Here is a 12,625-nt window from a genome sequence, read left to right as displayed (position 1 = left end):
GCACACCTTCGAGCGGACAGGAACACCGTGACGACAACGAACAGGGACGCGGCGGTAGTCGTGGTCGGCGCCGGGCCGGTCGGCCTGCTGAACGCGCTCGGGCTGGCCCGCCGGGGAATCCCGGTGATCGTGCTGGAACGCCACGAGAGCGTGGTCCGGGCCCCGCGGGCGGTGGTCTACCACTGGGCGACCCTGGAGGGCCTCGACCGCCTCGGGGTACTGGAACCGGCGGTGCGCGCGGGCTTCCTGAAGCAGGACTACTGCTTCTGGAACTGGCGCACCGGCGAGCAGGTGCGGTACGGCCTCTCGGTGCTGGACGGGCAGGTGGCCCACCCCTACAACCTGCACCTCGGGCAGGACCGGCTGGTCGACGTGATCCTCCGGATCATCGCCGACGAGGCGCTCCCGGTCGAGGTGCGCTGGGGCCGGGAGGTCATCGGGCTGCGCAACCTGGAGGACCGCGCGGTCGTCACGGCCCGCCGCGCGGACGGCTCGCCCGAGCGGTTCACCGCCGACTGGGTGCTCGGCGCCGACGGCGCGGGCAGCGCGGTCCGCACGCTGCTCGGCATGCCGTTCGAGGGCTTCACCTGGCCGGAGCGGTTCGTCGCCACCGACGTGGTCTACCCGTTCGAGGAGGAGGGGTACAACCAGACCACCTTCCTGGTCGACGAGGTGTTCGGCGCCATCATCGTCAAGATCGACAACTCCGATCGCGGCGGGCTCTGGCGCTACACCTACAGCGAGCCGGCCGAGCTGCCCGCCGACGGCGTGCGCGACCGCATGGACGGCTTCTTCGGCACCGTGCTGCCGCGCGCGGACCGGCGCAGCCTGGCGGCCTACAGCCCCTACAAGATGCACCAGCGCTGCGCGGGCGCCTTCCGCACCAACCGGGTGCTGCTCGCCGGCGACGCCGCGCACGCCACCAACCCGACCGGCGGGCTCGGGCTCACCAGCGGGCTCTTCGACACCTACTACCTGGTCGAGGCGCTGGCCGGCGTCGTGCACGGCACGCTCGACGACTGGGTGCTCGACCACTACGCCCACGAGCGGCGCCGGGTCTTCAAGGAATCCGTCTCGCCCGCCGCTACGGCCAACAAGCAGCTGGTCTTCGGCTCCACCGAGACCGAGGCGGGCAGCGCGGCCTGGGAGCGGGTGCGCCGGCTGGCCACCGACGCCGAGGCCGCGCGCGCCAGGCTGCTCTTCCCCCAATCGCTCGAGACACCGCTTCCGGTGGGTTAGGAGGTCGCGCGGATGGATGCGACACGACAGACCGCGATCGTCACCGGCGGGGCCAGCGGCATCGGCTTCGCGCTGGCGCAGGCCTTCCTGGCACGCGGCAGGAACGTGGCGATCGGCGATATCGAGGCCCCCGCGCTGGCGGCCGCGGCCGAGCGGCTGCGGGCAGTGCCCGGCGGCGGCGAGGTGCTCGGCGTACCCACCGACGTCGCCCGGTTCGATTCCGTCGCCGGCCTGTGCGAGGCGGCGCGCTCGGCCTTCGGCCGGGTGGACGTGGTCTGCGCCAATGCCGGGGTGGAGACCGGCGGCCGGTTCCTCGAGGTCGCCGACACCGCGTGGCGGTGGGTGATGGAGGTGAACTACTTCGGCACCCTGAACACCGCGCGCGCCGCGCTGCCGCTGCTGGAGGCGGCGGGCGCCGGCCACCTGGTGATCACCGGCTCGCTGGCCGGTTTCGCCACCGGCACCCCGTTCATGACGCCCTACTGCGCCTCCAAGATGGCGATCCACGGCCTGGCGGAGTGCCTGGAGATCGAGCTGCGCGCGGCCGGGAGCGGCGTGCACGTGCACCTGCTGGCGCCCGGGCCGGTGCGGTCGCGGATGATCGACGCCGAACGCAACGCGCCCGCCGATGTCGCGCTGGACGAGGATCCGGCCCGGCGCCGGGCCATGGCGGAGTTCCGCGCGCGCCAGGAGGCCGAGGGGCTGCCCGCCGCCGAGGTGGCCGCGATGGTGCTGGATGCCATCGATCGGCGCCGCTTCTTCGTGCTCCCGCACCCGGACCGGGCCGAGGCCGCGCTCCGCAAGCGGCTCGACTGGCTGCTGACCGGCAGCGCGCCCGCGAGCCGGGTGGCAGGCACCTGATCTTCCCGAACCCGCACTCCCAGAGAGCAATCGACATGGCGACGACCACGAGCGAGACCCGCCCGATCCCGAGCACCGACATCGATCCCTTCGCGCCGGGCAGCCTGCGCGACCCGTTCGCCGCCGACGGCGCGGTGCGCGAGATCGCCCCGGTGGTCTACATCGAGAAGCACGACTACTACGCGGTGACCCGGTTCGCCGATATCCGCAAGGCGTTGCGGGACTGGCGCCGGTTCTCCTCCACCGACCGGCCCTTCTACGAGGACTCGCCGTTCCGGCCGCGGATCGTGCTGTTCGAGGAGCCGCCCGCGCACACCAGGACCAAGTCCGCGATCATGGACGTGCTCGGCCCGCGCAACCTCGGGTGGATGGGGGAGTACTTCGCCCGCCACGCCGACCTGCTGCTCGACCGCATCCTGGACCGGCCCTCGGTCGAGCTCGACGGCTACGCCGAGCTGGCCGTCGACTACGTGCTGAAGGTCTTCCCCGACGTCATCGGCATGCCGGAGGAGGGCCGCCGCGCGCTGCTCGACTTCGGCAGCGCCGGGCTCAACACCTTCGGCCCGCCCAGCGAGCTGCGCGACCGCAAACTCGCCACCGGCGCCAAGGCGGTGGAGTGGATCGAACGCAATATCGGCAGGGATTCGCTCACCCCGGACGGCCTCGGCGGGCAGCTCTACGCCATGGCCGACGAGGGCAGGATCAGCGAGCAGGAGGCGCGCGATCTGGTCAAGACGGTCTTCGCGGCCGGCTTCGACACCTCGACGCACGGCATCGCCTCCATGCTGCGCGCCTTCGGCGACCACCCCGGCGAGTGGCAGAAGCTGCGCGGCAACCGCGATCTGGTGGACGCCGCCTGGGAGGAGTCGGTCCGGCTCTACCCGCCGAACCGCTTCGGCGGCCGCTGGACCCCGCAGGGCGCGGTGGTCGACGGCTACGAGATCCCCGCCGGGGCGAAGGTGCTGATGATGTGGCTCGGCGCCGGCCGGGACGCGCGCGAGTACGACGACCCCGACACCTTCGTCATCGACCGCGACATGCGCAACGGCCACCTGGCCTTCGGTTTCGGGCTGCACACCTGCGCGGGCAACCTGGTCGCCAGGATGGAGGCCACCACCCTGCTGCGCAGCCTGGTCGAGCGAGTCGCCAGCATCGAGCGGGCGGGCGAACCCCGCACGGCGATGAACTACCAGGCATTCGGCCACGAGTACGTGCCGCTGCGGCTGGGCCGGGCCGGGTGACCGGGGTGACGGCGCCGCCGCACGCGCTCGCCGCCGCGGTGTCGCGCCGGCGCGGCGGGTTCTTCCTCGCCGGGGATCGGGATCCCGAGCGCGACCGGCGGACCGGGGCGGCCTGGGTGCAGTGGGAGGCGCCGGCCGAACCGGATCCGGCGCTGCCTCCGGTGATCCTGGTGCACGGCGGCGGCGGGCAGTCGACCGACTGGATGTGGGCGAGCGCCGGGCAGCCGGGCTGGGCCGAGCTCTTCGTCGCCGCGGGCCACCCCACCTACCTGTTCGACCGCCCCGGGCACGGCCGGTCGCCGTGGGATCCGGACACCATGGGGGCACGGGACCCGGCACCGGACGCGGCGGCGCTGCGCTCGCTCTTCGGGCTGGACCGGGCGGGCGGCGCACCCGAGCTCACCCCGATCGAGGCCCCGGCGACCGGGCTGCCGCACGACACGCCGCGGGCCCAGACCGTGGAGGCCGCCCGGCTGGCCGCGCTGCTCGCGCGCACCGGTCCCGCGGTCCTGGTCGCGCACAGCGCGGGCGCGCCGGGGGTCTGGTTGGCTGCCGACCGCCACCCCGAGCTGGTGCGCGCGGTGGTCGCGGTGGAGCCGCTCGGCCCGCCGCACGGCGGGCCCAGGCACGCCGCGGCGCTGGCGCACGGCGTCGCCGCCTTCGTGCTCGGCGCGGCGCCGGGCACCGGGCTCGCCCTGGTGCCCACGCTCGTCGTGAGCGCCGAGGCCTCGGGGCACGCGCCGCGCGACGCCGCCACCGCCGCGTTCCTCCGCGCCCGCGGCGTCCCGGTCGAACACCTGGAACTCGGCGCGCACGGCCTGCGCGGCGACGGCCACGGGCTGATCTTCGACACCAACTCCACCGCCGCCTTCGAGCTGGTGCACCGCTGGTGCCGAACGGTCACCGCGTGACCGCGGCCCGCCCCCGCTCCGAAGCCGACCAGAAGGGCCCGATCCCGATGCGCAGCTACTGCTTCGACACCATGGAGCCGCGCGACGCCTACAAGCTGATCACCGGCGTGGTGCAGCCGCGTCCGATCGCCTGGGTCTCCACCGTCGACCACGCCGGGGTGCGCAACCTGGCCCCGTACTCGTTCTTCACCGTCGCCTCCAGGGACCCGGTGACGCTGTTCCTGTCGATCGGGGCCACCGCGCGGCCGGGGCACCGGCTCAAGGACACGCTCGCCAATATCCTCGACACCGGCGAGCTGGTGGTCAACATCGTCTCCACCCCGGTGCTCGAGGCGATGGCCCGCAGCTCGGCCGAGGTACCGGGCGATGTCGACGAATTCGCGTTCGCCGGGCTCGATGCCGTCGCCTCGGCGCGGGTGCGGCCGCCGCGGGTGGCGCAGGCGGCCGTCGCGATCGAGTGCGTGCTCGACGAGGCCAAGCAGGTCGGCACGGACACCGCGGTGTTCGCCCGCGCGCTGTGGCTGCACGCCGGCGCCGGGCTCGTGGACGGCGCGTTCCACGTCGACACCGCCGCGCTGCGCCCGGTGGGCCGGATGGCGGGCGCCGCGTACTGCCTCGACCCCGCCGTCACGCCGTCGCCGCCGATTCCGCTGTGGGACAGCGCTACCGGAGAGGTGTGGCAGCCGTGAAGAGCACGCGCGCGGCGGTCGTGCAGATGACCGCCGCCCCCTTCGACCTGGCCGGCAACGCCGCGGTGATCGAGCGGTACCTGCGCCGGGCCGCGGCGGACGGCGCCCGGCTCGTCGTGCTGCCCGAGCTGTGCGTCACCGGCTACACCGTCGCCCCCGAGCTGGCCGATATCAGCGACCCGATCCCGGGCCCGACCGGCGACCGGCTGGCCGGGCTCGCCGCGGCGCTCGACCTCACCGTCGTCACCGCGATCGCCACCCGCGGCGCCGACGGCCTGCTCCGCGACACCGGCGTCGTCGTCACCCCGGACGGCATCGCCGCCGCCGGGGCCAAGCGCTGCCTGTGGGGTCCGGAGCCCGGCATCTTCGCCCCCGGCGCCCCGCACGAGCGGATCGTCGCCGATACGCCGGTGGGCCGGGTCGGGGTCGCCATCTGCTACGAAGCCGGATTCCCGGAGGTGGTCAGGCAGCTGGCGCTCGACGGCGCCGAGATCATCGCGGTGCCCGCCGCCTTCGGCCGGGCCCGGCTGCACGCCTGGACGCTGATGACCCGCTCCCGCGCGCTGGAGAACGGCTGCTACCTGCTCGCCGCCAATGCCGCCGGCCCCTGCGGCGGGTTCGACTTCGGCGGGCACTCCACCATCGTCGACCCGCACGGCGGGCGGCGCGCGCTGCTCGCCGACGGGCCGGGAACGCTCGTGGCCGAGCTGGACGCGGCGCAGCTCGACGCGGCCCGCACCGCCATCCCGTACCTGCGTGACCTCAGCGCCTGCGCGCCCACCGCCCTCGCCACCACACCCGGAAGTGAGTACCGCTCGTGACCGACCTCTCCGCAGCCGACCTGATCCGGCTCTTCGCCGCCGAATTCGAGCTGTGCGCGCTCGCCCCCGGCGAGCACGTCGTCGTGCTCTCCGAACCCACCAGCCGCGGCGACTACGTGGCCGCGGCCTTCGGCGCCGCCCAGCTCGCCGGCGCCCACGTGGTGTCGGCGGTGGTCCCCGCGGGCAGCCCGACCCCGGTGCCGTCCACCCACACCGGCTCCGGCGCCGGCCTGGTGTCGGTGCTGACCGACACCGCGGTGCAGCAGCTGCTGCAGAACGCCGACTTCGTGGTCGACCTGACCAGGGAGGGCTTCATCCACGCCCCCGTCCAGCAGGAGATCCTGGCGGCGCGGACCCGCATCCTGTTCGTCTGCGACGCCCCGGACGTGCTGGCGCGCAACCTGGCCACCGCCGCCGACTCCGGGCGGGTCGCGCGCGGGGTCGAGCTGATCAAGGGCGCGGCCACCATGCGGGTCACCTCGGCCGCGGGCACCGACCTGACCGTCGACCTGACCGATTCGCACCCGGGCGCGCAGAAGGGCTTCGTCGACCGCCCCGGCACCTGGGACCACTGGCCGTCGACCATGGTGATGTGCTGGCCGCAGGATTCCCGCGGGCGGCTCGTGCTCAGCCCCGGCGACATCCTGCTGCCGTTCAAGGAGTACGTCCGCGACGAGGTGGTGCTGGAGATCTCCGGCGGGCACATCGACGCCGTCACCGGCGCCGCCGACGCCGCCTTCCTGGAGCGCTTCTTCGCCGACTCCGACGACAAGTGGGCCCGGTCCCTGTCGCACATGGGCTGGGGCATGATGCGCAGCGCCGACTGGTTCGCCACCGCCATGTACGCCAAGCACGAGATCATGGGCATGGACGCGCGTGCCTACGCCGGGAACTTCCTGTGGTCCACCGGCCCGCACCCGTTCCTCGGCCGCGAGGAGTCCTACGCCCACCTCGACATCGCCATGCGCGGCTGCACCGTGCGCATCGGCGACGTCACCGTCGTCGCCGACGGCGAGCTGGTCGAATGATCACCGAGGACGCGGTCGGCACGGCCGCGGCGGTGCGCGCCGGGGAGGTCACCCCGGCCGAGCTGGTCCGGGCCGCCGCCGAGCGGATCGAGCGGGCCGACCCGGCGCTGAATGCCCTGTCCTGGACCCGTTTCGAGGAGGCACTGGCCGAGGCCGGCGGCGAGCTGCCGGACGGCCCGTTCCGCGGCGTGCCGATCCTGCTCAAGGACCACCGCTGCCTGGCCGCGGGGCAGGAGACCCGGTTCGGCACCGCCGCGCTCACCCGGGAGCCGCGGCCGTGGCACTCCGACAGCAATATCTACCGCGCCATCCGCGCGGCCGGGTTCGTCGTGCTCGGCCGCACCACGACCCCGGAGCTGGCCACCGCGCTGATCACCGAGTCCGATGCCGCCGGTGTGACCCGCAATCCGGACGATCCCGCCTTCACTGCGGGCGGCTCCAGCGGCGGCTCGGCGGCCGCCGTCGCGGCGGGCATGGTGCCGGTCGCGCACGCCACCGACGGCGGCGGGTCGATTCGGGTGCCCGCGGCGGCCTGCGGGCTGGTCGGGCTCAAGGCCTCGCGGGGCCGGGTCAGCCTGGGCCCGGACACCGGCGAGTCCTGGGGCGGCGCCACCACCGAGGGCATGCTGTGCCGGACCGTACGCGATGCCGCCGCCACCTTCGAGGTGATCTCGGGGCACTTCCCCGGCGACCCGTACACCGCGCCGGCGCTGCCGATCCCGCTGTCCGCGGCGCTCGCCGAAGCGACCCCGGCGCTGCGCGTCGGCGTGCTCGGCGCGCTACCCGGCGGCGCGCCGTTCCCGGACCGGGAGGCCGCCGCGCTCGTCGACCGGATCGCCGGCGTCCTCGACGGCTGGGGGCACCGGGTCGCCCCGGCTGCGCCGCCCGCGCTGGCCGCACCGCACTTCGGCGCCGACTTCGCGCTGCTGGTCGCGGTGGACGTCGAGCTGCTCGCGCGCCGCATCGAAGCGCACGCCGGGCTCGGCCGCGGCGAGCTCGAGCTGGCGCCCCGCAATACCGAGCACCGGGCGCGCGCCGCCGCGGCGGGCAGCGTCGACTACCTCGACGCCCGCTACCGCCTCGGGCGGTGGAGCGCGGAGCTCGCCCGCTGGTGGGAGCGGGAGATCGACATCCTGGTCACCCCGACCCTGGCCGGGCCGCTGCCGCTCGCGGGCGGGGACACCGGCCTCGAGCAGCGCGGGGTGGCGATGACGCCGCTGACCTCGTACTTCAATGTCAGCGGCCAGCCCGCCATCAGCCTGCCGCTCGGCCGTTCGGCCTCCGGCCTGCCGCTCGGCATCCAGCTGGTCGCCCCGTACGGCCGCGAGGACCTGCTGGTGCGGCTGGCCCGCGACTTCGAGGAGCGCGGGCCCTGGTGCCCGGCCGGCCAGTGATCGGCGGGCGCTCGCACGCGTCGCTCTCCCCGCGTTCCGCCTTCGACGCGGTGCGGGCCGATTCGGCGGGGCCGTCCGCCGCCGGCGTGGGCGCCGAGGCGTGCTGCTCAGCCGGCGGTGAATGCCTCGTCCACGGTCAGCGTGTCCTCGTAGAGGTGCATGTGGACGATCCGCGCGTCCTCGACCTTCAGGTGCAGCGCCGCCGGGGTGGTGAACGCCTTCCCGGTGGCCGCGACGGTGTGCGTCCAGACCGCGAGCAGCATGACGTCGCCGCCGTCGACGATGACGCGGTCCAGCCCGACCTCGCTGGCACCGGGCACGAAGTGCGGCCACATCGTCGTGAAGTACTCGGCCACCTCGTCTTTGCGGGTCCGGCGGCCGGTCCAGGACAGCGTGTCGCTGCCGGGGACGAACCAGTCGATCTCCTCGGCGAAGAGCTCCTGGATGCCTGCGGGGTCCTGCGCCCCGAGGCGCTGCACGAACTTCTCGGCCACGGTGCGCGAGGTCCGGGTATCGGTTGCCATTGTGGTGAGCCTCTCATCGAATTGGATGTAACCGATCCAGTTACATCGGAGGGGTGCGAGCAACCATGTCTCGCAACCGATTGTGGTCAGGCGGCTTTCAGGACGTCCCGCAGCACGTCTTCGAGCGTGGTCTTGGCCAGCTCCCTGCGCAGGGCGTCCTCCACCCCGTCGTACACGGCGGACATGGCCGGGCCGATCCCGTGGCCGACGACGCACCCGGGATCGGGCGTCGAGCGGTGCAGGGCGAAGACCGGCCCCGGTTCGATCGCCCGGTAGACGTCGAGCAGGGTGATCTCCGCCAGATCCCGCGCGAGCATCCAGCCCGCCCCCGCCCCTCGCCGCGACTCCGCCAGGCCGGCCTTGCCCAGCTCGGCCAGCAGCCGGCGGATCACGACCGGGTTGGTATCGACGCTCGTCGCGATCTGCTCGGAGGTGGCGACCTCGTTCCCGCGCCGCTGATACAGCCCGATCCACGTCAGGGCATGTGCCGCGATGGTCAGCCTGCTGTTCGCGCTCATACTGCCGTCACCTCCTGTCGTAACTGTAGTTGTTACGACAGGAGGTGGCAAACCGGAGGCAATCTCACCCGTCCTGCTCCGGCACCCCGATGATCGGCTTCGCCCACGACCGGTTCTCGGCGTTCTTGAGCACGAGATACTCGGCGTCGATGTGCGGCTCGATGGCGCTGGTCTTGTCGTTGGGGGCGCCGATCACGAGCTGGAAACCGAGCCCGCGCCAGGCGCCGATGGCGCGGCCGGTGTAGCGGGCGTCGGCCTTGATGAGCGCCTCGTCGAGGAAGACCGGGGCGTAGCGGGGGCGCTCGGCGCCGGCGTCGCCGAGCTGGTAGCGCAGCGCGGAGCCGACGATGAAGGCGACCAGCTCCTGCGACTCCCCGCCGGACTTCTCGCCGATGTGGTCGTAGAGCGCGACGTGCGCGCCGTCGGCGTCGACCTTCTCGGCGCTGATCCGGATGTGGTTGCGCACGTCGACCAGGTCCGCGAAATCCGGTGCGGTGCGCCGGATGCGGTCGATGAGCTTGGCCATCCTGCGGTAGACGCGCTCGCGGTCGTCGTCGGTGGCCGCGGCGTCGATGCGGGCGCGGACCTCGCGCAGCTCCCTGCGGAAGCGGGCGCGGACCGCCGAGTGGCTCTCCCTCGGGTCGATGCGCAGCCGGTGCTCGTCGTCGGAGAAGGGCAGCGCGGCCAGGATGCGGTTGACCGGTTCGATGCGGTCCCTGATCTCCCGGATGGCGGCGGCGAGTTCGCTGTCCAGGCTGGTGAGGTCGTTGCCGGAGAGCTTCAGCAGGCTGTCGCGCCACTGCGTCTCCAGTTCGTGCAGCCTGCTGGTCTCCAGGTCGGTGAGCAGGCGCTCGAAATCCGGGTAGGAGCCGTCGGGGTCGGTGCCGAGGTTGGGGTTGGGCCAGCGTTCGACGAAGGTCGCGAAGATCTCGGCCAGTGCGGTGCGGGCGTGCTCGGCGGTGGCGCGCGCGGCGGCCAGGTCGGCGCCGAGGCGGTCGGCGGCGCGGCCCGCGGCGTCGTCGAAGGCGCGCAGGGCCTGCTCCGGCGGGTCGGATTCGGCGGCGGGGAACAGGGAGCCGAGGTAGTCGCGGTGGGCGGGGGTGAGTTCGGCCGGCGCGGCGAGTGCCCGCCTGGCCTGCTCGGCCTGCGCGGTGGTCGCCGCCAGGGTGGCCGCGAGCTGTTCCTCGCGGCCCTTGAGCCTGCCCGCGCCCTCGGTGAGCTCGGTGACGCGCTCGTTCTGCTCGGCGAGGCTCGCCCGGTGCCGGTCGATATCGGGGTCGCCGGAGTCGATGTCGTCGATGACGGCCCGCCACCGGTCACGGTCGGCGGTGGCGGCGTCGATGTCGACCTGCTCCCAGGTCAGCTCGGTGAGCCTGCGGTAGGCGCCGCGGCGGTCCTCGAACCGGTCCAGCGCGGACTGGGCCTCGGCGGCCGACGCGGCGGCATCGGCGGCCAGCTTCTCCGCCTGCTCGATCTCGGTGTCGAACTGGGCGAGCCTGCGCTGGTTGGTGAAGCCGAGGACGGTGGTGCGGCCGTGGCTGCCGTGCGCGCCGCGCCTGCCCTCCGCGGTCTGGCCCGCGATGGTCAGCGCCTTGTCGTACTGGCCGAGCAGACGGGGGGTGTCGACGCAGACGAAGTCGAACTGCCGGACCAGCTCGTGCTTGAGCCAGGCGGTGAACACCGACGGCCGGTAGTCCAGCCGGCCGGGCAGGCGGCGGTCGTCGAGGCCGATGTCGGCGCGCCCACCGGTCGGCACGCCCTCGTAGCGGAGGCGGACGGGCGTGCGCACCGCGTTCACGGCGTCCCGGAAGGCGCCGAGGTGGGCGACATCGATCAGCATCTTGGTGGCGAAGCCGCCCAAGGCGAGGTCGAACGCCTCCCGCCACGGCTCGAACTGCGTGCGCACCTCGATGAGTTCGCCGACGAAGGGCAGGTCGGCGGGGGTGAGCCCGGCCGCGCGGGCGAGCGCCTCGCGGGCGGCGTGCAGGTTGCCGGGGATATTGTCGCGCCGGGCCGCGACCGCCGCGCGGTCGGCGCGCAGCGCCAGGACGGTGCGGTCGGCATCCCTGGCGGCGGCGGTGGCCTCGGCGTAGCGCGCCTGGGCGGTCTTCCTGGCGTCGCCGTCGGCGAGCGCGCGGTGCGCCGCCTCGGCCAGTGCGGCGAACGCGGCGGCGTCGGTGGCGGTGGCGTCGAGCGCGGCCAGGTCGAGGTCGAGCTGGGCGCGGGACCGGCGGACCTGCGCGAGCCGTTCCCGCGCGGCCTCGAGCTCGCGGGCGGCGGTGGCCAGCCGGTCACCGCCCGCGGCGCGCAGCGTGTCGCGCAGCGCGTCCCTGGTGGTGGTGGCCGCGGTAACCAGCAGCTCTTGCTCCGCGACCTCGCGGGCGGTGCGCTCGAGCCGCTGGGTGAGCTCGCGCTCGGCCGCCTCGAGCAGGGCGACCCTGCGCTCCTGGCGCCACCGGCCGGCCGGGGAGGCGGGGTCGCCGAAGGTGCCGATGCCGGCGAGCAGCGCCGCCCGCTCGGCGGCGGCGGCGATGTCGGCGCGGTGCCCGCGAATCGCGGTCAGGGCCCGGACCTGCTGGCGGGCCGTGGTCATCTGGGTGCGGGTGCCGGAGAGCTCGTCGAACTGGCGCACCACCTCCTCGGCGGTGGCGATCGTGGACGGCTCCTCCAGCACCATCGTCTTGTAGAGCGCGTCGACGGTGGTGATCTGCTGCCCGGCCTGGATCCGGCCCAGCAGCGCGACCGCCTTGTGCCCGTCGCCGGCGGCGCCGATGCCGAGCGCGGTGTGCAGCCGCGCGGTGAAGTCGCGGTCGGTGCGGTGCGGGGTGAGCCCGGCCGCCCGGACCGCGGTGTCGGTGAAGCGGCGCTCGGCCGCGGCGGTGAGCGCACGCAGGTCGAAGGTGTCGTCGCGGGTGCCGCGGACCGAGGTCAGGTCGTCGACCACCCGGGCGGTGGCGGGCACGTACCAGGCGCGCACCGCGGTGAAGGTCGCGCCGGAGTGGTCGTCGGCCCAGGTCATGGCGATCGCCGACCAGGTGTCGCGGTCCGCGCCGCGCAGCACCCTGGCCCTGGTCTCGCCGCCCGCACGCGACTCGTCGAGCTTGCCGCGCGCGTAGGAGACGATATTGCGCTGGTCCTTGCCGCGCGGGCGGCCGGCAACGCCGCCGTTGGAGGCGCCGTTGAACGGCATGGTGTGCGGCATGATCAGCGCGATGTAGGAGTCCATGAGCGTCGACTTGCCCGACCCCGATGCCCCGCACAGCAGCGTCGCGCCCGGCGCGAAGCGCACCCGGTGGTAGCCGTCGTAGCCGCCCCAGTTCACCAGCTGCAGGTCGCGCGCCACCCACTGCTCGCCGCGGGAGGCGGCCGGGATCATCCCGAACAGCGTGTCGAGCATGC

General features: G+C 74.1%; 11 protein-coding genes. 8 read left to right on the top strand and 3 right to left on the bottom strand.

Features of this window, described 5'->3' with window-relative positions:
• Positions 1 to 27: 27 nt before the first annotated feature.
• Genes AB0H71_RS05140 through AB0H71_RS05105 form a run of 8 tightly spaced genes read left to right on the top strand, consistent with a single transcriptional unit; the run spans position 28 to position 8,184 of the window.
• Complete coding sequence (locus AB0H71_RS05140) at positions 28 to 1,239, top strand: FAD-dependent monooxygenase (protein ID WP_357015004.1); 1,212 nt, start codon at positions 28 to 30, stop codon at positions 1,237 to 1,239.
• A gap of 12 nt (positions 1,240 to 1,251) precedes the next feature.
• Positions 1,252 to 2,100, top strand: a complete 849-nt coding sequence (locus tag AB0H71_RS05135; protein ID WP_357015002.1) for an SDR family NAD(P)-dependent oxidoreductase — start codon at positions 1,252 to 1,254, stop codon at positions 2,098 to 2,100.
• A gap of 35 nt (positions 2,101 to 2,135) precedes the next feature.
• On the top strand, positions 2,136 to 3,341 hold the full coding sequence (locus AB0H71_RS05130; RefSeq protein WP_357015000.1) for a cytochrome P450: 1,206 nt from the start codon (positions 2,136 to 2,138) through the stop codon (positions 3,339 to 3,341).
• Between the two features lie 5 nt (positions 3,342 to 3,346).
• Positions 3,347 to 4,252: an alpha/beta fold hydrolase gene (locus AB0H71_RS05125; RefSeq protein WP_357014999.1), complete on the top strand. Its 906-nt coding sequence runs from the start codon at positions 3,347 to 3,349 to the stop codon at positions 4,250 to 4,252.
• A complete protein-coding gene (locus AB0H71_RS05120) occupies positions 4,249 to 4,941 on the top strand; it encodes a flavin reductase family protein (protein WP_357014998.1) in 693 nt (230 codons plus the stop codon). Before AB0H71_RS05125 ends, AB0H71_RS05120 begins: the two co-directional genes overlap by 4 nt.
• The gene (locus tag AB0H71_RS05115; protein WP_357014996.1) at positions 4,938 to 5,762 is read left to right on the top strand and encodes a carbon-nitrogen hydrolase family protein; all 825 of its coding nucleotides are present in this window, start codon (positions 4,938 to 4,940) and stop codon (positions 5,760 to 5,762) included. The genes AB0H71_RS05120 and AB0H71_RS05115 overlap by 4 nt, the downstream gene beginning before the upstream one ends.
• Positions 5,759 to 6,790: a hypothetical protein gene (locus AB0H71_RS05110; RefSeq protein WP_357014994.1), complete on the top strand. Its 1,032-nt coding sequence runs from the start codon at positions 5,759 to 5,761 to the stop codon at positions 6,788 to 6,790. The genes AB0H71_RS05115 and AB0H71_RS05110 overlap by 4 nt, the downstream gene beginning before the upstream one ends.
• A complete protein-coding gene (locus tag AB0H71_RS05105) occupies positions 6,787 to 8,184 on the top strand; it encodes an amidase (RefSeq protein ID WP_357014993.1) in 1,398 nt (465 codons plus the stop codon). Before AB0H71_RS05110 ends, AB0H71_RS05105 begins: the two co-directional genes overlap by 4 nt.
• 107 nt (positions 8,185 to 8,291) lie before the next feature.
• Here AB0H71_RS05105 and AB0H71_RS05100 read toward each other — a convergent pair whose 3' ends face one another.
• The 3 genes from AB0H71_RS05100 to AB0H71_RS05090 all read right to left on the bottom strand — a co-directional run bounded on the left by AB0H71_RS05100 (position 8,292) and on the right by AB0H71_RS05090 (position 12,623).
• Entirely contained in the window at positions 8,292 to 8,708 is a 417-nt protein-coding gene (locus AB0H71_RS05100) for a nuclear transport factor 2 family protein (protein WP_357014991.1), read from the bottom strand.
• Between the two features lie 86 nt (positions 8,709 to 8,794).
• On the bottom strand, positions 8,795 to 9,226 hold the full coding sequence (locus AB0H71_RS05095) for an Rrf2 family transcriptional regulator (RefSeq protein WP_357014989.1): 432 nt from the start codon (positions 9,224 to 9,226) through the stop codon (positions 8,795 to 8,797).
• A 64-nt stretch (positions 9,227 to 9,290) separates the two neighbouring features.
• Positions 9,291 to 12,623 carry an SbcC/MukB-like Walker B domain-containing protein gene (locus tag AB0H71_RS05090; RefSeq protein WP_357016175.1) on the bottom strand — a complete coding sequence of 1,111 codons (3,333 nt, stop codon included), beginning with the start codon at positions 12,621 to 12,623 and terminating at the stop codon, positions 9,291 to 9,293.
• Between the last annotated feature and the right edge of the window lie 2 nt (positions 12,624 to 12,625).

The sequence above is a fragment of the Nocardia sp. NPDC050697 genome (genome assembly GCF_040654395.1).
Lineage (GTDB): Bacteria > Actinomycetota > Actinomycetes > Mycobacteriales > Mycobacteriaceae > Nocardia.
Note: the sequence above shows the minus strand (reverse complement) of the source record. Positions and strands in the feature narration are given on the sequence as shown.

What these genes read in the sequence shown, in the direction of transcription:
- AB0H71_RS05105 (WP_357014993.1), top strand. Translation starts at nt 6,787, where the DNA reads ATGATCACCGAGGACGCGGTCGGCACGGCCGCGGCGGTGCGCGCCGGG.
- AB0H71_RS05100 (WP_357014991.1), bottom strand. Translation starts at nt 8,708, where the DNA reads ATGGCAACCGATACCCGGACCTCGCGCACCGTGGCCGAGAAGTTCGTG.
- AB0H71_RS05090 (WP_357016175.1), bottom strand. Translation starts at nt 12,623, where the DNA reads ATGCTCGACACGCTGTTCGGGATGATCCCGGCCGCCTCCCGCGGCGAG.
- AB0H71_RS05095 (WP_357014989.1), bottom strand. Translation starts at nt 9,226, where the DNA reads ATGAGCGCGAACAGCAGGCTGACCATCGCGGCACATGCCCTGACGTGG.
- AB0H71_RS05135 (WP_357015002.1), top strand. Translation starts at nt 1,252, where the DNA reads ATGGATGCGACACGACAGACCGCGATCGTCACCGGCGGGGCCAGCGGC.
- AB0H71_RS05130 (WP_357015000.1), top strand. Translation starts at nt 2,136, where the DNA reads ATGGCGACGACCACGAGCGAGACCCGCCCGATCCCGAGCACCGACATC.